The organism is Nocardiopsis sp. MG754419, from assembly GCF_018207095.1.
In the GTDB taxonomy this organism is placed as follows: domain Bacteria; phylum Actinomycetota; class Actinomycetes; order Streptosporangiales; family Streptosporangiaceae; genus Nocardiopsis.
The window spans coordinates 13,331-37,271 of the sequence record NZ_QOCZ01000038.1 but is presented as its reverse complement, the minus strand read 5'-3'; the positions used below and the strand labels follow the sequence as shown (position 1 = coordinate 37,271).

22 protein-coding genes and 1 tRNA gene are annotated in these 23,941 nt (G+C 71.0%); 8 read left to right on the top strand and 15 right to left on the bottom strand.

Annotated elements, in window-relative coordinates; translation table 11 throughout:
- Positions 1-336: 336 nt before the first annotated feature.
- The 7 genes from DSY14_RS10360 to DSY14_RS10330 form a co-directional block, all read right to left on the bottom strand.
- Positions 337-410: transfer RNA gene (locus DSY14_RS10360), tRNA-Pro, on the bottom strand.
- 197 nt (positions 411-607) lie between these two features.
- A complete protein-coding gene (locus tag DSY14_RS10355) occupies positions 608-1,636 on the bottom strand; it encodes a glutathione S-transferase family protein (RefSeq protein ID WP_211716290.1) in 1,029 nt (342 codons plus the stop codon).
- 298 nt (positions 1,637-1,934) lie between these two features.
- A complete protein-coding gene (locus tag DSY14_RS10350; protein WP_211716289.1) occupies positions 1,935-2,342 on the bottom strand; it encodes a RidA family protein in 408 nt (135 codons plus the stop codon).
- A 595-nt stretch (positions 2,343-2,937) separates the two neighbouring features.
- The gene (locus tag DSY14_RS10345) at positions 2,938-3,885 is read right to left on the bottom strand and encodes a DUF1177 domain-containing protein (protein ID WP_211716288.1); all 948 of its coding nucleotides are present in this window, start codon (positions 3,883-3,885) and stop codon (positions 2,938-2,940) included.
- A 134-nt stretch (positions 3,886-4,019) separates the two neighbouring features.
- A complete protein-coding gene (locus tag DSY14_RS10340; protein ID WP_307851182.1) occupies positions 4,020-4,649 on the bottom strand; it encodes an aspartate/glutamate racemase family protein in 630 nt (209 codons plus the stop codon).
- A gap of 8 nt (positions 4,650-4,657) precedes the next feature.
- The gene (locus tag DSY14_RS10335; protein WP_211716286.1) at positions 4,658-5,362 is read right to left on the bottom strand and encodes an AroM family protein; all 705 of its coding nucleotides are present in this window, start codon (positions 5,360-5,362) and stop codon (positions 4,658-4,660) included.
- Between the two features lie 14 nt (positions 5,363-5,376).
- Positions 5,377-7,026 (bottom strand): OPT/YSL family transporter, encoded by a 1,650-nt coding sequence (locus tag DSY14_RS10330; RefSeq protein WP_211716285.1) that lies wholly within the window; start codon positions 7,024-7,026, stop codon positions 5,377-5,379.
- A 214-nt stretch (positions 7,027-7,240) separates the two neighbouring features.
- Between DSY14_RS10330 and DSY14_RS10325 the strand changes: the two genes are divergently transcribed.
- A complete protein-coding gene (locus DSY14_RS10325) occupies positions 7,241-8,092 on the top strand; it encodes an IclR family transcriptional regulator (protein WP_211716284.1) in 852 nt (283 codons plus the stop codon).
- Between the two features lie 42 nt (positions 8,093-8,134).
- Positions 8,135-8,893: a dipeptidase PepE gene (gene pepE, locus DSY14_RS10320; RefSeq protein WP_211716283.1), complete on the top strand. Its 759-nt coding sequence runs from the start codon at positions 8,135-8,137 to the stop codon at positions 8,891-8,893.
- Positions 8,894-9,022: 129 nt separating this feature from the next.
- Here the strand turns inward: pepE and DSY14_RS10315 are convergent, their stop codons facing one another.
- The 5 genes from DSY14_RS10315 to DSY14_RS10295 all read right to left on the bottom strand — a co-directional run bounded on the left by DSY14_RS10315 (position 9,023) and on the right by DSY14_RS10295 (position 15,128).
- Positions 9,023-10,312, bottom strand: coding sequence for a pyroglutamyl peptidase (locus DSY14_RS10315; RefSeq protein WP_211716282.1), 1,290 nt, complete (start codon positions 10,310-10,312; stop codon positions 9,023-9,025).
- Positions 10,313-10,914: 602 nt separating this feature from the next.
- A complete protein-coding gene (locus DSY14_RS10310) occupies positions 10,915-11,784 on the bottom strand; it encodes a carbohydrate ABC transporter permease (protein ID WP_211716281.1) in 870 nt (289 codons plus the stop codon).
- Entirely contained in the window at positions 11,784-12,722 is a 939-nt protein-coding gene (locus tag DSY14_RS10305; protein WP_211716280.1) for a carbohydrate ABC transporter permease, read from the bottom strand. Before DSY14_RS10305 ends, DSY14_RS10310 begins: the two co-directional genes overlap by 1 nt.
- A 25-nt stretch (positions 12,723-12,747) precedes the next feature.
- Complete coding sequence (locus tag DSY14_RS10300; RefSeq protein ID WP_211716279.1) at positions 12,748-14,103, bottom strand: ABC transporter substrate-binding protein; 1,356 nt, start codon at positions 14,101-14,103, stop codon at positions 12,748-12,750.
- Positions 14,104-14,120: 17 nt separating this feature from the next.
- The gene (locus DSY14_RS10295; RefSeq protein ID WP_211716278.1) at positions 14,121-15,128 is read right to left on the bottom strand and encodes a LacI family DNA-binding transcriptional regulator; all 1,008 of its coding nucleotides are present in this window, start codon (positions 15,126-15,128) and stop codon (positions 14,121-14,123) included.
- A gap of 165 nt (positions 15,129-15,293) precedes the next feature.
- Between DSY14_RS10295 and DSY14_RS10290 the strand changes: the two genes are divergently transcribed.
- The 5 genes from DSY14_RS10290 to DSY14_RS10270 all read left to right on the top strand — a co-directional run bounded on the left by DSY14_RS10290 (position 15,294) and on the right by DSY14_RS10270 (position 19,570).
- Positions 15,294-16,289 carry an ADP-ribosylglycohydrolase family protein gene (locus DSY14_RS10290; protein WP_249187648.1) on the top strand — a complete coding sequence of 332 codons (996 nt, stop codon included), beginning with the start codon at positions 15,294-15,296 and terminating at the stop codon, positions 16,287-16,289.
- Positions 16,279-17,313, top strand: a complete 1,035-nt coding sequence (locus DSY14_RS10285) for an ADP-ribosylglycohydrolase family protein (RefSeq protein WP_211716276.1) — start codon at positions 16,279-16,281, stop codon at positions 17,311-17,313. The genes DSY14_RS10290 and DSY14_RS10285 overlap by 11 nt, the downstream gene beginning before the upstream one ends.
- A gap of 289 nt (positions 17,314-17,602) precedes the next feature.
- On the top strand, positions 17,603-18,202 hold the full coding sequence (locus DSY14_RS10280; protein WP_211716275.1) for a helix-turn-helix domain-containing protein: 600 nt from the start codon (positions 17,603-17,605) through the stop codon (positions 18,200-18,202).
- A gap of 136 nt (positions 18,203-18,338) precedes the next feature.
- Entirely contained in the window at positions 18,339-19,013 is a 675-nt protein-coding gene (locus DSY14_RS10275; RefSeq protein ID WP_211716274.1) for a cyclopropane-fatty-acyl-phospholipid synthase family protein, read from the top strand.
- Between the two features lie 65 nt (positions 19,014-19,078).
- Positions 19,079-19,570, top strand: a complete 492-nt coding sequence (locus tag DSY14_RS10270) for a DinB family protein (protein ID WP_211716273.1) — start codon at positions 19,079-19,081, stop codon at positions 19,568-19,570.
- Between the two features lie 202 nt (positions 19,571-19,772).
- On the opposite strand, the gene DSY14_RS10265 is transcribed toward DSY14_RS10270, so the two are convergent.
- The 3 genes from DSY14_RS10265 to DSY14_RS10255 all read right to left on the bottom strand — a co-directional run bounded on the left by DSY14_RS10265 (position 19,773) and on the right by DSY14_RS10255 (position 22,811).
- Positions 19,773-20,027, bottom strand: coding sequence for a hypothetical protein (locus DSY14_RS10265; RefSeq protein WP_211716272.1), 255 nt, complete (start codon positions 20,025-20,027; stop codon positions 19,773-19,775).
- The gene (locus tag DSY14_RS10260) at positions 20,024-21,370 is read right to left on the bottom strand and encodes a TRAP transporter large permease subunit (RefSeq protein WP_211716271.1); all 1,347 of its coding nucleotides are present in this window, start codon (positions 21,368-21,370) and stop codon (positions 20,024-20,026) included. The genes DSY14_RS10265 and DSY14_RS10260 overlap by 4 nt, the downstream gene beginning before the upstream one ends.
- An 88-nt stretch (positions 21,371-21,458) precedes the next feature.
- On the bottom strand, positions 21,459-22,811 hold the full coding sequence (locus DSY14_RS10255) for an NAD(P)-binding domain-containing protein (RefSeq protein WP_211716270.1): 1,353 nt from the start codon (positions 22,809-22,811) through the stop codon (positions 21,459-21,461).
- Positions 22,812-23,025: 214 nt separating this feature from the next.
- Here DSY14_RS10255 and DSY14_RS10250 point away from each other — a divergent pair, with 214 nt between their 5' ends.
- Entirely contained in the window at positions 23,026-23,784 is a 759-nt protein-coding gene (locus DSY14_RS10250) for an IclR family transcriptional regulator (RefSeq protein WP_211716269.1), read from the top strand.
- Positions 23,785-23,941: the final 157 nt, after the last annotated feature.

Below are 23,941 nucleotides of genomic sequence, written 5' to 3'. Positions count from 1 at the left end.
TTTGTGGCTGAACTCCTTCAACGCCGCAGCGAGGATCTGTTCACGACGCCGCTCGATACTGACGCGCGGCCTGCGTCCCCTCCGGATTTCCGTCATGCTTGATAGTGTACACTCAGTACACTTCGAGGGGCGGACCATGCCCCTGACAGGCGAAGCACCGGCGCCCCTGCCCCCACGTGCCTGCGACCTTCGCCGACTCGCCGACCAGCCACCGCTGGGTGCCACGCCGCCGATCAGGCGGCGGATCCGAACCCGAACGACCACGGATCTCCCCCACCGAAAACGCGGAAAAGGGCCCACCCGAAAGTGGACCCTTTTCGACCTGCGACTTCTCTGTCGGGACGGCGGGATTTGAACCCACGACCCCTTGACCCCCAGTCAAGTGCGCTACCAAACTGCGCTACGTCCCGGCCGCTGGGCGGCGCCTACGGCGTCGCCAACAGGGAAAACCTTACCGTATCTCCCGGAGTGTTCGCGCCAGGAGCCCGGTGGGGCAACGGCTTCGGCGTTCGGAACAGCCGGCCTCGATGGGACGAGGGGAGGCTCCCGCGCACGCGCGGATCCGCCAGGTCACCTCGGCACGGAGTACGCGAACGGGATCGGCTTCTCAGCCCTGCTCGTCGAGGGGCGGGACCCGTTCGCTCTCCGGAACGGGACCGGGTGGGGTGCCGTCGCCGAACGGGCTCCCGCCCAACTCCTCACGGTGGTGCGGGGTGAGCCAGCCGCGGGGGTCCGGGCCCACGGCCACGATGCCGCTGGGATTGATGGCGGTGTGCACCCCGTAGTAGTGGTCACGGATGTGGTCCAGTGCGGTGGTGTCGCCGAACCCCGGGGTCTGGAACAGGTCGCGGGCGTAGGCCCACAGCGCGGGGTACTCGATGAGCTTGCGCCGGTTGCACTTGAAGTGGCCGTGATAGGCGGCGTCGAAGCGCACCAGGGTGGACCACAGTCGCACGTCGGCCAGGGTGACGTGGTCGCCGACCAGGTAGCGACGCCCGGCCAGGCGCTCCTCCAGTGCGTCCAGTCGGGTGAACACGTCCCGCACGGCGGCGTCGTAGCGGCGCTGGTCCGGTGCGAACCCGGCGCGGTAGACGCCGTTGTTGAGGTCGCGGTAGACCTCGGCGCCGATCGCGTCGATCTCCGCGCGCGACGACCGCGGATACAGGTCCGGGGCCCCGGTCCGCACCAGGTCGCCCCACTCGGTGGCCATGTCGACGCAGAGCAGGTCGTAGTCGTTGGACACCAGGTGGCCGTTGGTGACGTCCACCAGTCCGGGCACGCTCACCCCACCGTCGTAGTCGGGGTCACGGGCCAGGTAGGCCTCGCGCAGGGCGTGGATCCCCAACACGGGGTCCCGGTCCCGGGGGCTGCCGGTCCGTTCGGTGAAGACCCAGTGCAGGTCACCGTCGATGGTCTCCTGCAGGGGGTCGGTCACGGCCAGGGAGACGACGCTCTCCAACCCCATGAGGCGCCGGGTCATCACCACACGGTGCGCCCAAGGGCACGCCCGACTGACGACCAGGCGGTACCGGCCGGCCACGGCGGTACGTCCGAAGCGTCCGTCGGAGGTGATCCGGTCGTCGAAGGCCAGGGGTTCGCGTTGGATCTCCTCGGTCGACAGTCGATCAACCCGCATCGTGCGCACCCTCCATGGTTCGAGGAACCGGTCTCCCCTGATCGTAGGTCGGGCGAGGGCGGAGTGGTGGTCGTCCACAGGACGAATTCACGAAGGTGCGGTCGGGGCGGGGCCTCGGAGGCGGGGCCCTCCCCACCGACCGGTGCCGAGGGCACGGCGCGATGATCACGGACTCCGCCGGGCGCGTCGAGGGCATCGTCACCGGGGAACGGTGCTCCCCGAGCCCTCGGTTCACCCGCGTCCGACCGGGCCGAGCACCGGGACCGGCGGGCTCCGACGGGGCCGGGGGCGCACCGCCTCACTCCCGCACAGCGGCCACGGCCTCGATCTCCACGAGCTGGTCGTCATAGCCCAGGACGGTGACGCCCACCAGTGTGCTGGGCACGTCGTGCTCCCCGAAGGCGTCCCGGACGACCTCCCAGGCGGCCACCAGGTCGTCCTGCGCGTCGGAGGCGACCAGCACGCGGGTACTGACCACGTCGGTGAGCGCGGCACCCGCCTCGGCGAGGGCGGTGCGGAGGTTGGCCACGCAGACCGCGGCCTGGCCGGCGTGGTCACCGACCGCGGCGGTGCTGCCGTCGATGTTGAGCGGGCAGGCCCCGGCGGGGAAGATCAGGCGCACGCCGGGCGGCACCGTGGCCGCGTAGGCGTACTCCGCCGCGTCGGACAGGACGGCGGAGCGGATGAGGGTGACGGCACTGTTCACGGGGTCGCCTTTCGGCCGGGGTACGGACGGTCGCCCGGAACACTAGCGTTCTACGACGGTCTCCGCCCAGCGCTTTTCCGGCCCTGGTCAGAGGAGGCACCGACCTCCCGCCGCGTGGCCCGCACGGAGCGACGGCGCGGCATCGACCCCGACGCGACCGCCCCGAGGACCCCACCGGTCCGGGCACCGCCCCCGACGACGATGGTCGGGAGCGGTGCCCCGTGACGGGGAACCTCCGCGTGGAAGCGGGCTTCCGACACGGCCGCGGGCGGGACCGCACCGCGTCACCACGGACCGGGACGCGGACCGGCGCCATCGTGGCGGCCGAGGTTCGGCTCCTCCCCCTCGGGCGGAAGCGGGGACCATGGATCGCACGACCCCGCGCTTCTCACGTGGGTCGCACCGGCACCCGGGCGCAGGAAGGGTGCCGAGGTCGTCGCCGCTCACGCGACGGGCCTCGACGCCCCACGCCCTGCCCGTGCGTGCTTCGGGCAGGTCCTTCACCACGCCAGGAGGTGGCGCGAGCCTGCGCCGACGCTCCGGCCCGCGCTCGGGCCCCGCACACCTGCGGAACCCGAGGTGCGACGCACAGGTCCTACACGCTCGCCCCGACCGCTCCGCGCAGGTGGGACATGCTGCCGTACAGGTCCTGGAGCCGCTGCACCTCGTCGGCGTCGACGAACCGGGCGATGCCGCGACCGTAGTCCTTGGCGGCCTCGATGACGAAACGGACCGCCGTCTCGACGCTGCGCAGGTCCGTCGCCCCCGTCGCCGAACCCGCGACCGCGGTCTCGGTCACGATCGCCACACCCACCACCGGTGCGCTGGTGGCGGTCGACGGCTGCAGGATGGAGTTCACGTGGTAGACCCCGTTCCCGTAGGGCGTGATGTCCTGCATGGTCAACGGCATGACCACGGGCGGGCGGCCCGTGGTGCGCGAGACGATGTCGAGCAGCGTCTCGGGAACGCGCACGATCCACCCGTCCACGACGGTCGGGGTGATCGCGATGCCGTGGTGGTTGCAGACACGGTTGCCCTTGGTGGTGTCCACCGACAGGATCGCGTCCATGGCCGGCAGGACCTCGTGCTCGTTGCTGACGTCCTGGTCCACGACCGACCCCATGAACGGGACGGGGTCGTGCGGCTGGGTGGGCGCGTCCGGGTCGATGTGGGTGGCCAGCACCACGTCGCCGGGCAGCGTGTCCCCCCGACGGCGCATGTCCAGGAGCTTGGCGGCGGCGGAGACCGCGGTGAGGGCACCGTCGCCGTCGCTGACGAAGCCGATCTGCTCGGGACGGGCGCCCAGCCCACCGAGGCGGCCGAGGATGCCCAAGGTCGGGGCGGAGCCTCCCACGGTGGCGCCGTCGGTGCCCGGAATGGTCACGCGCAGGAAGTCCGTGCTGCCGCCGGACCCCGCGACGGTCTCGACGTGGACCTCGCCGTCGTCCGCACCGTGGCGGCGCAGGTACGCGGCCGCGGTCGCCCCGTCGGCGGCCGGGGTGTCCAGCAGGTCATAGGTCTCGATGACGTGGCTCCAGGACATGGATCCCTCTCTTCTGTGGTCGACCGCCCACGGGCGGTCGGGCGACCCGAAACCTCACGGGTCACGGTGATGGGTTGCGGTGGGGTGTGCGGGCGACACCGTCGACGCGTGTGGAGGACGAGGCCCGAACGAGGTCAGTCGCCGGCGGCGCGTACGGCGGCCCCCGCCGCGGCGCGGACCGCGTCGACGACGGGGACGCTCACCCGATCGGTGAGCCGGGCGGCGAGCCCGATGGTGGTCATGCCGGTGCAGGCGAACATCAGGGTGTCCGCGCCTCGGGAGACCAGGTCGTCGGCGGCCTCGACCGAGGCGCGCAGACCGGCTTCGCCGCGCAGGTCGTGGGTGCGCCGGATCCCCCGGGGCACGAGCGAGGCGACCAGCGCGGTGCCCAGGACGGAGGTGACCGAGACGGGTGTGCGGGTGGTCAGGTCCAGGACCCCGACGCGCGAGCCCAGTTCGAGGGCGCGCCGGGCCGCCGCCTCCCCCGCACCGATGACGGGAAGGCGCACCCGGGATCGGGCCGCCGCCAGACCCGGATCGGCGGCGCAGCTGACGATGAGCGCGTCGACCTCGTCCTCGCGTTCCATCCGAGCGGCCAGCTCGACCACCTTCGCGGAGGCCCGGGCGAAGGTCGCGTCGTCGTGGACCCCGTGCGGTTGGTCGGGCAGGCAGCGCGAGACGGTGTCCACGCCGAACTCCTCCCGGACGACACGTCCGTGGGAGTCCAGTTCCACCGGGTCCTCGGTGGTGAGGACCCTGATCACGCCGATCCTCACGCGACCACCGCCCGGGAACCGAAGGAGTCGAGGACCTCTGAGGCCAGCCGCACGCACACCGAGCGGGCCAGCACCACGGGCAGGCCGGACGCGGCGGCGGCGCGGGCGCGCATGTCCTCGGTGTAGCCGATGCAGTCCAGGGCCAGCAGGTCGGCGCCGGTCTCGGCCAGGCGGCGTGCGGCGTCGGCCAGGTCGTTCGACGTCCCGGTGTAGGGCGAACAGACGTCGGTGAGGACCGTCGTACCCGAGGGCAGCCGTCGGGCGAACTTGGCCTCGGTGTCCTCGCGCTGTTCGGCCAGGGGGCACACGACCCCCAGTACCCCCGACTCCCCCAGCAGCGCGGCGGCACCGAAGGCGATCATCCGGTCCGGGACGAAGAGGGGCCGGGTGTGCTCCAGCGCGGGGAAGGCCCCGGTGCAGGCGAGCAGGACGGCGTCCACCTCGCGTTCCAGGGTCGCCAGGAGGTCCGGCAACCGTTCCATCACCAGGGACTCGCCGAGGACGACGGAGGTGCCGTCGGCCAGGCGCGTGGTGAGGGCGTGGTCGCCCGATGGGATCGGCCTCGCCTCGATCTCGGCGCGGGTGAGCCCGTCGAGGACCCCGCGCTCGACCACGGTGGCGTCGGGGGCCAGGGCGATGATCTCCGGGGTCAGGTCCGGTCGTGGTGCCTGACCGATGGTGATGACGCCGAGTCGTGTCATGGTGTCTCCCGGGTTCAGCGGCTGAAGATGGTGCCGACGGAGTGGACGGAGTCGCCCGCGATGAGACCGGCGCCGACCAGCGCGATCTCCTGCTCGCCCGACGCGCCGCGGCGACGCTGCCACCAGAGGCGGACGGCCAGGCCGGCCAGGACGAGCCAGCCGGCGTTGGGTGTGGCGACGAGCAGTCCGGTGGCCAGGAGCACCCCCATCTGGCGTCGTGGTCCGCCCAGCAACTGCACGATGGCTCCGGGGATCGCCCACAGGGCCAGGTTGATGAGCACGGACGGGTCGGTCAGCCCGGCCTTGATGGTGTCGGCGTAGACCAGAGAGGTCGGTGGGACGGCGCCTTCGGCGAACAGTCCCTCCCACAGCAGCGCGACCATGCCGATGGCGACCGCGAAGCCGATCATGGAGGAGAGGAGCTGCTGTCGACGCCCGTCCAGTTCGAAGGCGGTGTAGGGCCGGCGGTCGCGGCGCAGGATCCACCCGGCCTTGAAGTCGTAGCCCATGTCGGCGAAGGCCGGCCCGGTGGCGGCGCAGTACCCCACGAGCAGGGCCAGTGGGACGCCCGGGATGCCCAGGGCCAGGCCCAGGATGAGGAAGATGAGGGTGACGGCGAAGGCCGGGAACCAACCGGCGTGCATGGCGGCCAGTCCGACGATGAGTTCGTGGACCAGGGCGGCCACCGCGGCGAACAGGACGAACCCGATGATGCCCCACACGCTCAGGTCGGCCCAGACCCCACCGACGACGGCCAGGACCAGGGCGCCCAGGGCGAAGAGCACGTACCCCGAGACCAGGGTCCGCCCCAGGGAGGCGCGGCCGACCGTGTACGACAGGGACGGGTCCTCGGCGGCGGCCCGCTCCCGGGCCGCCTCCCGGTCGGCCTCCTTCTTGCTCTGGCGCCCGACCAGGATGATGACGATCTGGACCAGGGCGACCACCCCGGCGCCGATCATCACGCCGTGGGGCACGTAGAGGGCGTTGAGGTCGACCCCGATGGTCGCCGGGGAGTACTGCGCCACCAACAGGCCCAGCGCGAACATGGACAGGGCCCAGACGTTGCCGATCATCGCGATGCCCGCCGCCGACATCGGCAGGCCCAGGAAGGACGCGCCGAGGCCCACGACGCCACCGCCCACGAGGATGGCGGCCTGACGCCCGCCCTGGTCACCGGCCTTGATGGTCTCGGCGGCGGCGACCCCGGGAGGCCAGGCGGCGTCGGCGGGCAGGAAGCGGGAACCGAACGCCCGGTACAGGACGAAGACGTCGATGAGCAGCCCCAGGGAGGCGCCCAACAGCATCGGCCACACCAGGTCGGGACGGCCGAACAGGAACGGGATGGCGATCGGGGTGAGCAGCGAGTTGGCCGCCGCGAAGGTCGCACCGGAGATCGACGACTGGATGAGGTTCTGCCGGTTGGTGTTGCGGAAGGAACGCAGTCCCAGGAAGCCGGCCCGGCCGATGAGCATGGCGATGACGGCGCCGATCACGCTGGTGTTGGGCGAGACGCCCAACGTGGTGATCATGTGGATCCCGATGATCGCTCCGAGGAGGCTCACCAGGACGGTGACGATGACGACGACGGGTTCGAACGCCCGTGGATGACGCGCGCCGTCCGGGTTCTGCGGTTCGGTGGACGAACCGGATGCCGACGGTTCCATGTGTGTCCTTCGGGGATGGCTCGCGTCCGTCGAGGACGGAGTGTCACTGGTCAAAGGCCTGCGGGGCGCGACCGCCGCGTCCCGGCCCGTCACGCCCAGGCTGCCTCTCGTTCCTCCACCGGGGCAAAAGTTTCCCACTATCTGGGAGTTAAGATCACATTTCGATCCGGCAGGGGGAGGCACGCCGTCCCCGGGCCGCCATAGGGTGAGCACCATGTCCACCGGATCCACCGATCGCGTCGGCCCCTTGCAGACGGTCGATCGGGCACTCGACGTCCTTCTGAGCTTCGACGAGTACCGGACGAGCTGGGGGGTCCTCGAACTCGCCGACGAGTTCGGGTTGTCGAAGTCCACGGCCCAGCGTCTCCTGGCCTCCCTGGCCGGCAAGGGGTTCCTGCGGGCCGACCCCGACACCCGCCGGTACAGCATGGGTCCCGCCATGTGGCGCATGGCCGGCCTGTGGGAACGGTCCGGAGGCCTGTCCGGACTGGCCGAACCCCTGCTCACCGAGCTCGCCCGGCACAGCGGACGCACCGGCCTGTTCTGTGTCCCCGACGGCGCGCACGTACGGTGCATCGCGGCGGTGAGCGGATCGGAGGGGCCGCGCCGCTCGCACCCGTTCGTGGACGAGCTGTATCCGGCGCACGCCGGGGCCACCTCCCGCGCCTACTTCGCCTTCCTCGACCCGGCCGAACGCAGGACCCTGCTGTCGGGCCGCCCCTCGGCGCGCTTCTCCGACCTCACACCGTTCGACGAACACCAGGTCGAGACACTCTTCGACGCGACCGTGTCCCAGGGGCACGCGCTCTCCCAGGGCGAGTACGACGCGGCCTCCCGGGCGCTGGCCGTCCCGGTGTTCGGCGGCAAACGCCCGGTCGGTTCCCTGACGCTGGTGGAGAACAAGCACTCCGACCACGACGACGACCTGCTCGATCACCTGGCACCGCTGTCGGCGGCGGCCGAGGAGCTGACCGGACTGCTGTCCAACCGCCGTCCCGCGCCGCCCACGCGCAGATGGAGACGTGGACACGGCGCCCGTCCCGTCGGGCGTCCCGCCTCCCCCTGATCGGACCCTCCGTCCCCGTCACCACCACCCGAGAGCGAGACCATGCCGGAACTGCTGCTGTTGTCCAACTCCACCAACCACGGCCGGGGCTACCTCGACCACGCGTGGGAGACGGTGGAGGACTTCCTCGACGGCCGCGACACCGTGGCCTTCGTGCCGTTCGCCGACGGCGACCACGCCGCGTACACCGCCCGGGTGGCGCAGGCCTTCGAGGCGCGGGGGCTGCGCGTGATCGGGGTCCCCGCCGACCCGGGCGCCGCGCGGGTGCTCGACCAGGCCCACGCGGTCTTCGTGGGTGGGGGCAACACGTTCCGACTGGTCAGCACACTGCACAGCACCGGTCTCATGGGGGATCTGCGCCGACGCGTGCACGAGGGTCTGCCGTACATGGGGGCCAGCGCGGGCACCAACATCACCGCGCCGACGCTGCGCACGACCAACGACATGCCCATCGTCGAACCGGCCTCGTTCGCCACTCTGGGGTTCCTGCCCTTCCAGATCAACCCCCACTACCTGGACGCCGACCCCGACTCCACGCACAAGGGCGAGACCCGGGAAACCCGCCTACGGGAGTTCCTGGAAGCCAACGACGTGGACGTCCTCGGTCTGCGCGAGGGCGCGCACCTGCGGGTGCGGGGCGCGGGTTCGGGCGTGGCCGAGGCGGTCGTCGGGGGCGAGGCGGTGCAGCCGCACGCGCCGGGTCCGGCGATCCTCTTCCGTCGCGGCGCGGCACCGGCCGAGGTCGCGGGCGAGGTGACCGAACTGTTCTCCCGGGTCCCCCGCTTCGACCGGCCGGCCTAGAACCCGGCGGACGCACCCCGTGGTGACCGGAGCACGTCACCGACGGGTGTCGTGACGTGCCACGGTCACCGGTACGAGGGTGGCCGCGTCCACCGGTGTCGCCCCGGTGGACGCGGCCGGCCCCGAGGGTCAGGACCGCACGGCGGCCTCGACGATCTCGGCGACCTGCTCGGCGATGGCCGTGCGGTTCTCCTCGAACTCCGGGTCCGTGACACCGTCACCGGCACCGAGGTGCAGGATCGGGGTGTGGACGTGCCCGGCGGGGATGTCCCGCTCGGTGGCGTCGCGCAGCAGGGTGTTGCGGTAGGCGATCTCGTTGGAGAGGTAGTCCCCGCCGCCCCCGGCCCGCGCGGTGGAACCGGGGGTGGGCCCGTCCGGTCGGGTCACCGGCCGCGTCTCCCCCTCGGGGATCTCGGTCACCTCGGTGTTGTCGTACACGGGGAAGGGCTCCCCGGTGGTCCGCTCGATGATGGCGCCGTGGTCCAGGGTGGAGTCCGACCACTGTGGCTGCGGGCTGACCGTGGGGACGCCCTCGGGGATCGGGGCCGTCTCCGGGGTCCCGGTCATCTCGTTGTCGAGGGCCCCTCCACGCCAGGCACCGTTGTGCGCTTCGAGATCGAACCGCCCGTCACGCCCCTGGCTCACGGTGATGACGGCGTCGGCGGGCCGGTCACCGGTGTAGTGCGGCAGCAGGGCCTCCTCGACCATGCCGTCGGTGAAATCGCGCCACCGCACCGGGAAGAGCATGGACTCGACGACCGCGACGCCGTCGTCGGTCTCGAACACCGCGCCGTCCAGGGCCAGCGCCGCAGCGCCGGAGGGGTTGGCCTGGCGCACGTCGGAGTCGAGGCGGAACGGGTCGAACCCGGTCACCACGACCCGCGTCACCTCGGTCTCGTCATAGCCGGCGACGGTGTCGGCGGCATCCGTGCCCTGGAAACCGCGGGAGCCGCGCTCCAGGGCGGCGACGAGTTCGGCACGGGCGTCCGCGTCCACCTCGAAGTCGGGCGCCCAGCGGTTGAGGGCCGAGGTCATACCCAGCCGCGCCCAGTAGAGCGGGCGGTCGTCCCCGGCGCTCAGGTCGCCCTCGACGTCCTCGGTCCCCTGGACCCGGTCGACCGCCTCCCGCCACAGCGCGTCCGCGTGGTCCTCCACGACGGTGCGCGCCTCCTCCAGGTCGGAGGTGGAGCACAGCTCCTCCGTGAAGCGGTCCACGGCGGCATCCGCGCCGGACCGGGCGAGGATCTCCTGGGGGACGTCCTCGGTGACGCGCTCCTCCTCGACCGTGGCGCCGTCCTCCGCGAGGCAGTCGGCGGTCGGTTCGGCGTGCGCCGGAGCGGCCAGGGCGAGTGCGGGGGCGATGACGAGCGCCGAGGCGGCGACGCGGGGGCCGACACGCGCCCCTGATGAGTTCGGCAAACCGTTCCATCCTCTCCGTGCTGTTCTGTGCACCGGTGGACCATCGCGATCAGGGCGAGGTCCATGGGTCCTCGGGTCCGGCATCCGGGTTCGCCCGGGCCACACGGGCACCGGTCGGTGGGTCACCGACATGCGCGTGCACCGGATGCGGGGGTCGATACGGCCGGCGGCGGACGGATGACGAGCCGACGACCGGACCGGTCGTACCGAGCGGTGAGGACGTCCTCCCCCGCACAGCGCGGGCCATTCCGGAAACCCCATGAAGAACCCGTCACACCCCTGTCTTTCGGCCGGAATTGCGACGTCATCGAGGCCGTCGGGCACGAGTGGACCCACGCGTCCGCCCGCACCCGACCGCCGGCATCGAGGATCCTTCGCCCGCGTCGCCGGACCGGATGGAGGCCCCACCGCACAGCGTCGGGCCCACCCGTCCTGTCCGCCCCCGCGGAACAGGAAGAGTGGGCCCGACGTGATGAGGGCGGGTCCGGGTGGTGCACCACCCGGGCCCGCCCTCCCCCTCATGGGAGCGGGAAGACGTCCAAGGACGGCGGACGCATTCCCACTCCGCGTGGAGGGCGGCCCCGTAAGGACGCCCGTGTTGGTCAGTTGGCCATGCCGGTGGAGGCGTATCCCTCCACGAAACGGCGTTGCAGGACCAGGAAGAGCAGCAGCACCGGCAGGATCATGATGATTCCGGCCGCGCTGACCAAGGCGTAGTTGACGGTGAAGCCCTGTTGGAAGGAGTACAGGGAGATCGACACCGGCAGCGCCTCGTTGTCCTGGATGAAGGTGACCGCCAGGAGGAACTCGTTGTAGGCCTGGAGCGCGGCGACCAGACCGGCCGTGATCACACCGGGCCAGATCAGCGGCAGCACGATACGGAAGAACACGGTCAGCTCGCCCGCTCCGTCCATCCGGGCCGCGGCCTCGTAGTCGGGCGGGATGGCGATGAGGTACGACCTGAGCAGCAGCGTGCTGAAGGGGCTGTAGATCGCCCAGTAGATGAGGATCAGCCCGAACTGCGTGTCGTACAGCCCCAACTGCGTCCACCAGTTCACCAGGGGCACGATGAAGAGCTGGATGGGGAGCGCCGTCACCACCAGCAGGTACATCGTCAACGCCCCGGGGACGGGCACGTCCAGCCGGACCATGGCGTAGGCCGCCGCACCCGAGATCAGGCACACACCGATGGCGGTGGCCAGCACGATGATCGCGCTGTTGTAGAGGCCGACCGCCATGTTCGCGTTCTGCCAGGCGGTGAGGAAGTTGTCCCACGCCGCCTCCGCGGGCGGTCCCATCGGGTTGGTGCTGATCTCGGCCGGGTTCTTGAGCGCGCTGAAGAGCAGCACCAGGATCGGGCCGATGGCGTACAGGGCCAGCAGGACGAGCAGCAGGTAGACGAACGGTCCGCCCTGGCGGGAGGAGGTCGCGCGGCGCCGCCGGAGGGGACGCCGCATGTGGTCGATCGTCATCACACCTCCCAGCGCAGTCGGCGCCGGAGCACGAGGTAACCGGCGATGGTGGTGGCGCTGATCAGGGCCATGACGACGCCCACGGCGGAGGCGTGTCCGGCACGGCCCTCACTGAACGCGGTGCGGTAGAGCAGGGTGCTGAGCATGTCCGTGGATCCGGCGGGACCACCCTGGGTGAGGATGTACACGTAGTCGAACACCAGGAACGACCAGATGATGGTCATCAGCAGGAGGAAGACCAGCGTCGGGCGGATTCCGGGCAGGGTCACGTGCCAGAACTCGCGCCAGCGTCCGGCGCCGTCCAGGCGCGCGGCCTCGTACAGGGCCGGGTTGACCGACTGCATGGCGGCCAGGAACAGCATGACCAGGAAGCCCCACCACTGCCAGTTGTTGATCAGGGCGATGGCCCCCAGGGCCAGATCCGGGTCACCGAGCGGGTTGAGTCCGCCGACCCAGGGCACCCCGAAGGAGTCCAGGACGGGGATGATCCCGGCCGTGGGGCTGAGGATCTGCCGCCAAACGGCGGCGGAGACCACCGTGGCCACGACGTAGGGGATGAAGAACAGGATCCTGAACAGGAGCTGACCCCGCCGGACCCGGCTGAGCAGGTAGGCGCCCAACAACCCCATGCTCATGGGCACCGTGAGGAAGAACAGCGTCCACAACAGGTTGTGCCAGAGCGCGTTGCGGAAGGCCTCGTCGCCTACCAGCGAGGCGTAGTTGTCCCATCCGACGAAGGACGGGGTGTTGATGCCGTCCCAGTCGGTGAAGGAGTAGGCGACCGAGGTCAGCGCGGGACCTGCGATCACCAGGACGTTGACGACCAACAGGGGTGCCAGGAAGAGCAGCCCCTTGAGGCGTCGACGCCGGTCGCGGCGGGCCGGTGAGGGAGACGGCGCGGCCGTTCCCTCACCGGCCACGGGTGTGATGGTGGACATCCCGTGGGTCTTTTCCGTTTCCTGTCTACTGCGGGGTGAAGGGGGTGGGAACCCCGCCCGCACCCAGTTCCTGACGGAAGGTCGCGTCCAGGACCTCGGTGTACTCCTTGGGCGACAGGTCACCGGTGATGACCTTGTCGAACTCGGTGTACAGGGCCGTGTTGGTCTCCGGCGGCAGGAAGGTCCAGCTCGCGTAACCGAGGTTGTCGGAGGTGGGGATCTGCTCGTAGAGACGCTGCGCCCGGGGGTCGGTGCCCTCGGGGAAGTCGGAGGCCTCGTAGGCGACCGGGGGCGGGTTCTCGCCCTGGTCGGCGAGGTACTCCAGGGAACGGGTGGTGTCACCCATGATGTGGTCCAGGAACGCGGCGGCGGCCTCGGGGTCGTCCGTGCTGGAGTCGATCGACAGCGCGGTGCCGATGGCGAGGGGGAAGACGCCGGGGTCGACGTCGTCGGACAGGGAGGGCAGCGGGGCCCAGTCCCAGTCCTCGGGGTCGTTGCCGGAGTCGGTGAAGAACGTGCCCATCGAGCTGAAGCTCCAGGTGCCGCTCATGTACATCGCCACGTCACCGGTGGCCAGCCCCGTGCACAGGTCGGGGTCGGTGTTGGTGAAGTAGCGGTCGGCCCCGCCACCCCACCAGCCCTTGTCCAGTTGCTCCTTCATGAGGCTGATGGCGTCGACCACGGCCGCGTCGGTCCAGTCGCGGTCACCGGTGAGCACGTCGTAGAGGATGTGCGGGCCCAGAGCCGCGTTGAGCAGGCAGGTCAGGTACCACTCGCTCTGCGCGGGGTAGCCGCTGTTGCCCGCTCCGACCGGCATCAGACCCTGCGAGTCGGCGTCCTCGCACAGCTCCTCGAACTCCGCCTTGGTGGTGGGCGGGGTCCAGCCGTTGTCCTCGAAGACGGCCCGGTTGTAGTACATGACCATGGACCCGTAGCTGGTGGGCACCGAGTACAGGCGGTCGTCCACCCGGCTCAGCTGGGTGGCCCAGGGCAGGAGACGGTCCTCCCAGCCGTACTGGGCGGAGAAGTCGTCCAGTTCGAGGGTCTTGAGGCCCTGCGCGTAGGTGACCGAGGTGGTCGGACCGGGAGAGTAGATGATGTCCGGCGCGTTGCCGGAGGAGACCGCGGTGTCGGTGAGCGACGCCAGGTCGGTGAGCTGCTTGGTGCTCATCCGCGCCGTGTACTCGGTCGACTCGTTGAAGCTGTCGATGAAGTGCGTGCGGAAGTATTCCTCGGTCTCCGGCGTGGGGAAGGCTCCCCAGTACTCGACACCGGCGGAGGAACCGCCGCCGGAGCTTCCGCAGCCCGACAGGAGCCAGGCTCCGGCGAAGGCCCCACCCGCGAGCTTGAACATGTCGCGGCGGGGAAGTTGGTAGGTCACGGGGGTCCTTTTGGTCGTCAGGTCGATTCGCGGACGATGAGTTTTTGTGGGAGCACGACCTCGCGCACGCCTTCGACCGAGGATCCGGACAGGCGATCGAGGAAGAGGCGGGCACAGGCCCGACCGATTTCGAAGGCGGGGTTGTGCACGGTGGTGAGTCGCGGCGAGAGCAGTGAGGCGGCTTCGATGTCGTCGTAGCCGGTCACGGCGATGTCGCCGGGGACGGACAGTCCCCTCTCCCGGATCGCGTCCAGGGCGCCGACGGCCATCAGGTCGTTGCCGCAGACCAGGGCCTGCGGCATCGGGTCCATGCCCAGCAGTCGGTGGGCGCCACGTGCCCCTCCGGCACGTGTGAACGGCCCGGTGGTGATGAGGTTCTCGTCCGATTCCAGACCGAAGTCGCGCAGGGCACGGCGGTACCCGGCCAGTCGGAGTCGACCGGGCGAGCTGTCGGGATCGCCGTTGACCATGCCGATCCTGCGGTAACCACGTTCCAGAAGATGGGTGACCACGTCGGCCATGCCGCCGGTGTCGTCGGCGCGCACGATGTCACCGAAGCGCGGGTCCAGTTCGCCGCTGAGCCGGACCAGGGCGGTCCCCGCGGCGGTGATGGCGTTGAAGTGGTGTTCCTGGGCGTTCAACGACGCCATGACGATGCCGTCGACCCTGCGGTTGAGCAGGTGGCGGATCACCGTGTCCAGATCGTGGGAGGTCCCCTGGGCCACACAGACCGAGATCAGGAATCCCTCGGGCTGCAGGACCTCCTGCAGCCCCGCTGCCATGAGCGGGTAGAACGGATTGGTAACGTCGGAGACGACGAGGGCGACCGCCTCGCTGCGTCCCGTCCGCAGACCTCGCGCCGAGGGATCGGGGCGGTACCCCAGTTCGTCGATGACGCGCAGAACCTTGGCCTTGGTGCGATCGCTCACCGGCCGTCGCCCGCTCAACACGTGCGAGACCGTCGTGACACTGACCCCGGCGGTGGCCGCCACGTCGGCGATGCCGACACGGTGTTCCTTGCTCATCGCCCTCACTTCGAGGTAACGCAAAACGTCTTGCAAACTGGACGCGCTCATCGTGTCGAAGACCGGACAGACTGTCAAGCAGGGTGACGATCCTCCCTTTTTGTTCCAGCCCTGAGGCTGTGCCATCCTGGTCCGGCTCATGCAAAACGATGTGAGAGGTTGTTGATGGCGACGCGGGATCGGTGCCGGGGAGCACTATTGGGGCTGGCGGTCGGCGACGCCATGGGCGCCCCCACGGAGGGCATGACCCCGGACGGCATCCACGCCGCCTTCGGCCGGGTGGAGGACTTCCTGAGCGCGGAGGCCGCGGGGACCGACGACACCGAGTACGCGGTTCTGTGCGCCCAGGGGCTGCTCGCCCACGGCCACGGGCTGACCTCGAACGACGTGGCCGAGGTGTGGGGCCGGGCGCTGTTGGCCCAGAGAGAAGGTTTCCACGGCGCCGGCTTCAGCGAGATGGTCGCCATCGCCAACCTCCGCGCCGGCGTGCTGCCCCCCGTCAGCGGCAACGACAACTACGAGTCCTGGAGCGACGGGGCGGCGATGCGCGTGGCGCCCATCGGTCTCCTCTGCGCCGGTGACCCCGGCGAGGCCGCACGACTGGCCGCCGAGGACGCCCGGGTCAGTCACTCCGCGGACGGCATCTTCGGGGCCCAGGCCATCGCGGCGGCCGTCGCCCGCGCCCTGGTCACCGACGACCACACCGAGGTCGTCGCCGCCGGCCTGGCGGCGGTACCGGAGGACTCCTGGACGGGCAGGCTCATGCGCCGCGCCCTGGACGTGGCCTCCGCCTCGCCCACCCTGGAGGTGGCCGAACGCGACCTCTACCGGGACGTGCCGCTCTTCCACTACCCCTGGCCGGACAGCGCCCCCGAAGCGGTGGCGCTGGCCTTCGGTCTCTTCGCCGCCGCCCGGGGCACGTTCGTCCCGAGCGTGGTGAGCGCCGTCAACATCGGCCGGGACTCGGACACCATCGCGGCCATGGCCGGTGCCATGGCGGGCGCGTTGCACGGAGAATCGGCGATCCCCGAACGATGGCGGGACACGGTCAGGCGGGTCGCCGGGGTCTGCGTCACCGTCACCGGCGGCACCGACCTGGTGGACCTCGCCGACGCTCTGCACGCGGCGCACGGGAACAAGGAGTACGACATTGCGCGTTGAGACCGCCCGCGGCGCCCTGCTGGGCCTGGCCATGGGAGACGCCCTCGGTCTGCCCGCGGAGTACCACCGTCACGCCCGGGCCGCGTGGGGCCGTGGTGTGCTGTGGGAGAAGAACGCCGACCTGGATCGGCAGCACGTCTCCCGTCCCCTCCTGCCCTTCGGGTTGGCCGGGGCCGAGCACAACCCCCTGTGCGGAACCGACGACACCGAGACCGCGGCGACGGCCGCGTTGGTCCTGTTGTCCGCCGAAACGCACGACCAAGCGACCCTGTTCCAGGGGTGGCGCGCCCATTACGTCGACACCGACGGGGTCTGGTGCGGGATCGCCGAGCGGGGCGCCGTCCTCCAGGTGCTCCGGGGTCACCTTCCCCCGGTGACGGGAAGCGACAACCCCGTCTACTGGGACGACGGCTCGGTGCCGGCCGCGGTGTCCGTGGGTCTGTACCACGCGGGTGACCCCGAGACCGCCGCACGGGTGGCCGAGGAGTACGCACGGATCACCCACGACCGGGACGGTGTGTGGGCGGCCGGTGCGATGGCGCGCGCCATCGCCGCGCTCTCCTCGGGTGAGGAATGGGAGTCGGCCCTGGCCGACGCCGAGCGCGCCGTGCCCGTCGACAGCTGGCTCGGGCGCGGCTTCGCCCGCGCCGCCGCCATCACGGCGAACAGCGGTGGGCAGGCGTTCGCGACCGTGCCCACCCTGATCGACGCCTTCGGTCGTCCCGGCTACAGCCACGGCGGTGTGGCCCCCGAGACCCTGCCCCTGGCCTTCGCCCTCACCCGTCTGGTCGACGGCGACCTCACGGCCGGGTTGCAGACCGCGGCCCTGTTCCCCCGCCAGACCGACAGCCTGCCCGCCATGGTGGGCGCCCTGTGCGGGGCGATCGGTGGGGAGCACCGGGTCCCCGACACCTGGCGCGACCGTGTCGACCGGGTCGAGGGCGTGCTCCTTCCCGGTGTGGCCGGTCAGCGTCTGACCGACCTCGCCGACCGGCTCTCCGGAGCCCGGTCGACGGCGTCCTGAATCCCACCCGCGAGACCGCGTCCGTGGGCACGTGCCGGCCCCTCCCCTCGGGGACGGGGCGCGGCGCGCCGCCGACCAGGACCGGCCCCGGGTGGGTGTCGGTGCCGCCATAGGGCGCCGACACCACTGCGCGGTGGGGTGACCGGGCCGTCCTCCCGGTCACCCCTTCCGTGTGCGAACCGCCGCCGGCCCCGGGCCGCGACGTGGGCGTCGAGTCCGCCGACCACTCGCCTCCCGCCCGCGGCGTGCGACCGCCGACGGGCCACGGGCCGCGCGATAGGTTGCCGACATGAACGGCGACGGGAACCACGAGCCCGAGGCGGACGCCGCGGTGCTCCAGGCCGTGGGCGCGCGGTTGCGACGGTTGCGCGCTGAGGCGCGTCTGACCCTCGTGGAACTGTCCGCACGCACCGGCATCACCCCCAGCACGCTGTCACGTCTGGAGACCGGACGGATCCAGCCGACGCTGGGGCAGCTCCTGCCGCTCTCCCGCGCCTATCGGGTCCCGATCGGTGATCTCGTGGACGCCCCCAGGGTGGGCGATCCGCGGGTGCACCTGCATCCGGTCCGCCGCTTCGGTCTGACCTTCATCCCGCTCACCCGACGCGCCGGCGGGGTCCAGGCCTACAAGGTGCTCTACCCGCCGGCCCGCGACCTTCCCGCACCGGAGCTGCGCACGCACGAGGGGCACGAGTGGTTCTACGTGCTGTCGGGGACCGTCCGGCTGGTCCTGGGCACCGAACAGGACCTGGTCCTGAACGCCGGGGAGGCGGCCGAGTTCGACACCCGGACACCCCATTGGATCGGCAACCCGGCCGAGCGGTCACCGGCGGAGGTCATCGCGATCTTCGGCACCCAGGGCGAGCGCATCCACCTGCACGAGTCCTGAGCGAGCCTCGCGCGCCGCCGTCTCGGGGCGGGGCCCTCCTCCCCCGACGCCTTGTCCCCGGCCGCACAGCACGGACGCCGTTGCAGATCTGCACAAGGACGTGCGTCGGCCATCCCTCGCCGCACACCATGGCGTCATGACATCGGAACACGGCGTTGCCTCCCCCGCGCGGGAGTTCTGGGAACGGCACTACGGCGACGACGACCCCTCCACACCGCGTCCCGCACCGAACGCGGCCTTCGTCGCGCTCGCGGAGGACCTGCCCCTGGTACCGCCACCGGGGGCGCGCTCGGGCGCACCCCGGGCGCTCGAACTCGCCTGCGGCCGAGGCGGGGACGCCTTGTGGCTGGCCACCACCGGTTGGCACGTCACGGCCGTCGACGTCTCCGACCACGTCCTCGCCGTGCTGGCCGAACGCGCACGGCGGTCCGGGATCGCGGACCGTCTCGACGTCCAGGGGCACGACCTGGAGCGGACCCTGCCCGGCCTCGACCGGTGGGACCTCGTCTACGCGAACTACTTCCACCCCACCACGGACCTCGACCGGAACGCCGTCCTGCGCCGCGTGTCGCGGTCGGTGGCCGACGGCGGACGGCTGGTCGTCCTCGACCACGGTTCCACCGCTCCCTGGTCATGGAACCGTGACGCGGCACCGCCGACCGCGGAGGACCTACGGCGCTCACTGGCCCTCGACGGCTCATGGACCGTCGAGGTGTGCGAGCGGCGCACACGTCTCGCCCACGGCCCCGACGGCCGGACCGCGACGGTGATCGACAACGTGGTGGTGGCCCGTCGGCACCCGGGCGCGTGATCTCGGTCGCCGACCGACGGCGCACGCGACCCACGACCGGTGCCACCGCACACGAAAGGACGCCCATGCCCACCTCGTCACGACGACGCGACCGGCCACCGCCACGGACCGGGACCGGTGAGCGGGCCGTGCTCACCGGGTTCCTCGACTACCTGCGCGAGAGCGCACTCAGCAAGGTCGAGGGGGCTCCGGAGCAACACGTGCGCACCCCGGGTGTGGCCTCGGGCACCAACCTGCTCGGGCTCATCGAGCACCTGACCCACGTGGAGCGCCACGTCTTCCTCGGTGAGAGGACCGGCGACTGGTCGGCCACGTTCCACGCCGATCCGGAGGCGAGCACGGAGGACGTCCTCCGGGGTTACCGCGACGCGATCACCGCCGCGAACCGGGCCATCGCCGCGTGCGCGGACCTCGGACTCCCCGCGCACGAGGGCACCCGGGACCGACCCGCTCCGTCGATGCGGTGGGCCCTGACGCACATGATCGAGGAGACCGGACGCCACGCCGGTCACCTCGACATCCTCCGCGAGCGGATCGACGGTCACACCGGCCGCTGACCCGCGATGCGGGTGTACCGCCGTCGCCCGGTCCCGCTCGGGCCACGGCGGTACGCCGGTGACGGCCCGGCCGGGCTCGGAGGCACACGCACCGGTCCGCACACCGAGGTCGCGGTGGGCGGACCGGCTCTGCGGAGGGGCCGAGGAGGCGGGGCGGGGTCACGGTTCCGTCGGGAGCGTTTTCCCGGTCGTGGGGCCCGGGTCAGTCCTCTTCACTCTCCCGAGGCTCGAGGTAGCCGGCGACGAACCCCAGGACACCGAAGGCGGCCGCGGCACCGATGGTCGGGACGAACAGCAGGTCGGAGGCGCCGGTCACCCACTCCGGGCGTTGGGCGAGGACACCGGCGAGCTGGCCCAGGACCAGGAGTGCTCCGAGCGTGAAGCAGCAGAGGAGTCCGATCTTGAACAGCGCGCGGACCACGGTGAAGACTCGGGGCTTGAGAGCGAGCATGGTCATACCCCCAGGATCGGAAGGACGCCCCAACCGATGAGACAGGCGATCAGGAAGATCGGGATCATGTAGTAGACGATGAGCGGCAGGAAGGTGCTCTCCGGTCGGGCCCCGGTCAGTCCCGCCGCCACGAAGATCGACCCCGAGGCGGGCGGCGAGGCCCCCTCGGTGGAGGCGAACACCAGGATCGCCACGACGGCGAGCAGCGGGTCCACACCCACCCCGACCAGTGCCAGGAAGGAGATCTGGCCGACCGCGGTGAGGGTGGCCGTCGAGGAGAGCGGACCGGCCACCAGGGTGATCACCAGTCCGACCACGATCACCATGAGGGTGGCGCTGACCGGCAGCGTCTCCAACACGGCGTTCACGTCCTCGGCCAGGCCGAGGCGCCCGAGGATCTCGCTCGCGGCGATCGCGAAGAACAGCAGCGCCCCGATGGTGGCGAACTTGGGCAGGGCACCGTCCAGCAGGCGCGACCAGTCGCGCACCGTCCGCGGCAGGCGGTCCCGTCCGGCCACGAGTGAGAAACCGATGATGAGGATGGGGATCCAGGTCAGCAACGAGATGTCGCCCATCGCGTCGCCCAGAGGCGTGGATTCGGTGAGGTGATCGGCCAACGGCCCCACGGTGACGACGATGGGGACGAGTGCGCCGAGGAAGATCGAGAGCGCGCCGGCCCCCTGCCTGAGCGAGGTGCGCAGCGGGACGAGGTCGTGTTCGTCCACCTGGGGAATGCCGTCCCGGCGCACGAAGTAGGCCACCAACCCCACGCGCAGCAGGATCTGGTAGAGCCCGGCCGCGAGCAGGCCCAGGTACACCTGGCCGGTGGTGACCATGCCCCCGGCGAAACCGATCATGATGACCATGGAGGCGCTGGGCGGCAGGGCGGCGCCCATGCCGCCGTTCCCGGCGAGGACGGTCGCGGCCCGCGTGGGCGTCCAGCCGGTGCGCACCATCCAGGGGCCGGTGAACGATCCGCTGGAGGCCGTGTTGGCGGAGTTGGACCCCGACAGGGAACCGAAGACGGCCGAACCGGCCGTGTCGATGAAGGCGGGGCCGCCTCGGATACGACCGAACACGGAGTTGAGGATGGCCAGGATCTTCTGGATCAGACCCGTGACGTCGATGAGGTAGGCCATGAACACGAAGGCCAGGGCCGCGTAGAGCACGTCGTGCGTGAGCGCGTCGGTCAGGCCGCCCAGGAGGTAGGCGGGTGCCTGTGCTCCGGCGAACAGGGCGGTGACCACGAGTCCGAGCAACATGGCCTCGCCCATGTTGCGTTTGAACACGACGTTCCACACGATGATCACGGCGATGAAGGCCGCGAGGGCTAGAAGCGCGATGGGCATGGGTCGACCTTGGGTGGAGGGGCGTACGAGTGCCCGAAGACGGGTGGGGCGTCGCTCTCACGACGCGATCGCGGGTCCGGGAGGAGGCTCATACGCGTTCCCGGCGAATGGAACGGAGCCGCTCGGCCTCGTCGTCCAGGACGTGCCGGGCCGCGGTGAGGGTCTGTTCGGCCTCCAACCGGGGCACGATGAACACACCGTCACCGTCGGCCACCACGATGTCCCCCGGGGAGCAGACGGCTCCCCCCACGGCGATGGTGACTCCGACGTGGCCGGGCCCGTCCTTGTAGGGGCCGGCCGGGGAGATGCCGGCGGACCAGACCGGGAACCCGAGTGCGCGCAGTTCGTCGGCGTCGCGTACCGCTCCGTCGATCACCATGCCGCGGACCCCCTTGTTGACGGCCCGTTCGGCGATGAGTTCCCCGATCAGGGCGCGGGAGTCGTCGCCTCCTCCGTCCACGACCAGGACGTCGCCGGGCCGGGCGACGGTCAGCGCCCGGTGCAGGGCCTTGTTGTCGCCGGGCCGCGTCCGCACGGTGAGGGCTCGGCCCGACATGCGCGCCCCGGGCCACACCGGTCGGATCCGGGAGGAGAGGAATCCGAGGCGGTCGCGGGCGTCACCGATGGCCGCGGTGGGGATCGTCGCGTAGGCGTCGATCAGCCCCTCGTCACCGGGGCCGGTCGAGCGTGCCAGGTACCGGTGGCGGTCGGCCGCTCCCCTGCTCACCGGAGCCTCGACGGCCAGGTCGGTCAACAGCGCGATGCTGGCCTCCAACTCGTGGGAGCGTCGGACCGCGTGCAGCCGTGTCCCGTGGTCCAGCCGTTGCAGCGCGTCGAAACCTCCGGTGAGCGCACCGGCGACCTGTTCGCGCATCCACTCCTCCTCACCGGCCGCGGTCCCCGCGTCGACGGCTTCGGTGATCAACGCCCCGAGCCCCTTCATGAACACGCTGCGCAGCAGTTTGCGTCCGGAGGCCGCCCCGACCGTGTCACCGATCGGTCGGGCATCCGAGCCCACGACCTTCAGGAACCGGGCGGCCTCCTCGGCCGCGGGTCCCGCGAGGAGAACCTCGACCCCGGCTCCGAACTTGACGACGGAACCGATGACGGCGCCGTCGACCACGCGGGCGGCACCACCGATGGTATGGGCCACATTGACCTTGACCTGCGGTGACGCCGCGTTCAAGTCGATGTACACCGCGTCCTCGCCCAGCGCGGACACGGCCGCTCGGGCGGCACCGACCGCATGGGCGGCCGTGGTCAGGCTGAGGACGACCTCCGCCTCCCGGACGGCTTCGGCGGTCGAGGCGACCCGCGTCACCCCCGCGGGTGTGGGGACCGTCGGCGCGGGATCGAAGCCGACGGAGCGCCAGCCCGCGTCGGCGAAGGCCTCCGCGTAGATCGCGCCGGCTTCGCCGAGTCCCAGGACAGCTACCTTCATTACGTCACCATCTATCATTGGATGATAGTTTCTCTTGCCAATTGATAGCGAGTGTGACCTGTGGCTCTTTCGGCTGTCAACCCTGCGGAAACCTCTCCGCTACCGTGGAGATGTCGGGAGCGAGCCGGATCGCCGTACGCGACGGGCCTCGCGGTCCACGCTCGCGACCTGGAAGATCCCGTCGGACCACAGGTGAAGGAGCGGCGAGCCGAGCATGGGCGCCACAACCGGAGGCGGAAACCAGGGGCGCACGCTCGACCGTGCGCTGGACGTCCTGGAGTGCCTGGAACGCGCGCGCGGACCGCTGCGCCTGAGCGACATCGCACGTGAGGCGGACCTACACCTGGCCACCACCCAGCGGACGGTCAACCAGCTCGTCCGGCGCGGTTACGTCCAGCAGGGGAACCTGGGCTACGCGCTCGGTCCGGTGGTGCTCTCCCTGGCCCACGGGTTCGTGGTCAACGACCGGCTGAGCACGGTCGCGACCCCGGTCCTCACGGAACTGTCCTCGACGACCCGACTCACCTCGTCGGTGTTCGTTCGGTCGGGTGATGAGCGCATTCTCATCGCGCGTGTCAGTGGCGCGGATCCGCTGCGCTACCAATTCCCCATCGGCCGGCGCGTGCCCTTGAACGTCGGCGGTGGAAAGGTTCTGCTCGCCGCCTGGACCGACGAGGAGGTCGACGCGTTCGCCCTCCGTTTCCCGGAGACCTTTCTGGCGTCGGGTCGCGCCCAGGGGCCCGGAGACCTGAAAAGGGACGTCGAAAGCGTGCGGGAGAACGGCTATTACCTCGCCGAATCGGAACGGGAACTGGGCGCGCTGAGCCTCAGCCTGCCGTTGTACGACGCGGAGAAGGAGATCGCCGGGGCGATCAACCTGGTGACGACGACCGACGTCACCAGCCCCGAGGAGCTGATGACCTGGCTTCCGGAACTGTCGCGCGGCGCCGGCGCGATCGGGGCCAGAATCTGATCGGGTCGCGTCTTCGGTCGGCCTTTCCCCACCCCCGTGTTCACGCGAAGGCCGCGGATCTCGCGGAGCGGGTGAACGACGGGGGCGTGACGTTTCCGGTCGGTGCCCGGGAGCCGTTCACGTCGCCCTGGTGAGAACGCACGCGCCGTTCCCGGAA

Excerpts from the sequence above, each read along its gene's own strand:
- DSY14_RS10355 (WP_211716290.1), bottom strand. The coding sequence starts at position 1,636 with ATGCGGGTTGATCGACTGTCGACCGAGGAGATCCAACGCGAACCCCTG.
- DSY14_RS10345 (WP_211716288.1), bottom strand. The coding sequence starts at position 3,885 with ATGTCCTGGAGCCACGTCATCGAGACCTATGACCTGCTGGACACCCCG.
- DSY14_RS10335 (WP_211716286.1), bottom strand. The coding sequence starts at position 5,362 with ATGACACGACTCGGCGTCATCACCATCGGTCAGGCACCACGACCGGAC.
- DSY14_RS10330 (WP_211716285.1), bottom strand. The coding sequence starts at position 7,026 with ATGGAACCGTCGGCATCCGGTTCGTCCACCGAACCGCAGAACCCGGAC.
- DSY14_RS10325 (WP_211716284.1), top strand. The coding sequence starts at position 7,241 with ATGTCCACCGGATCCACCGATCGCGTCGGCCCCTTGCAGACGGTCGAT.
- pepE (WP_211716283.1), top strand. The coding sequence starts at position 8,135 with ATGCCGGAACTGCTGCTGTTGTCCAACTCCACCAACCACGGCCGGGGC.
- DSY14_RS10310 (WP_211716281.1), bottom strand. The coding sequence starts at position 11,784 with ATGACGATCGACCACATGCGGCGTCCCCTCCGGCGGCGCCGCGCGACC.
- DSY14_RS10305 (WP_211716280.1), bottom strand. The coding sequence starts at position 12,722 with ATGTCCACCATCACACCCGTGGCCGGTGAGGGAACGGCCGCGCCGTCT.
- DSY14_RS10295 (WP_211716278.1), bottom strand. The coding sequence starts at position 15,128 with ATGAGCAAGGAACACCGTGTCGGCATCGCCGACGTGGCGGCCACCGCC.
- DSY14_RS10290 (WP_249187648.1), top strand. The coding sequence starts at position 15,294 with ATGGCGACGCGGGATCGGTGCCGGGGAGCACTATTGGGGCTGGCGGTC.
- DSY14_RS10280 (WP_211716275.1), top strand. The coding sequence starts at position 17,603 with ATGAACGGCGACGGGAACCACGAGCCCGAGGCGGACGCCGCGGTGCTC.
- DSY14_RS10275 (WP_211716274.1), top strand. The coding sequence starts at position 18,339 with ATGACATCGGAACACGGCGTTGCCTCCCCCGCGCGGGAGTTCTGGGAA.
- DSY14_RS10270 (WP_211716273.1), top strand. The coding sequence starts at position 19,079 with ATGCCCACCTCGTCACGACGACGCGACCGGCCACCGCCACGGACCGGG.
- DSY14_RS10265 (WP_211716272.1), bottom strand. The coding sequence starts at position 20,027 with ATGACCATGCTCGCTCTCAAGCCCCGAGTCTTCACCGTGGTCCGCGCG.
- DSY14_RS10260 (WP_211716271.1), bottom strand. The coding sequence starts at position 21,370 with ATGCCCATCGCGCTTCTAGCCCTCGCGGCCTTCATCGCCGTGATCATC.
- DSY14_RS10255 (WP_211716270.1), bottom strand. The coding sequence starts at position 22,811 with ATGAAGGTAGCTGTCCTGGGACTCGGCGAAGCCGGCGCGATCTACGCG.
- DSY14_RS10250 (WP_211716269.1), top strand. The coding sequence starts at position 23,026 with ATGGGCGCCACAACCGGAGGCGGAAACCAGGGGCGCACGCTCGACCGT.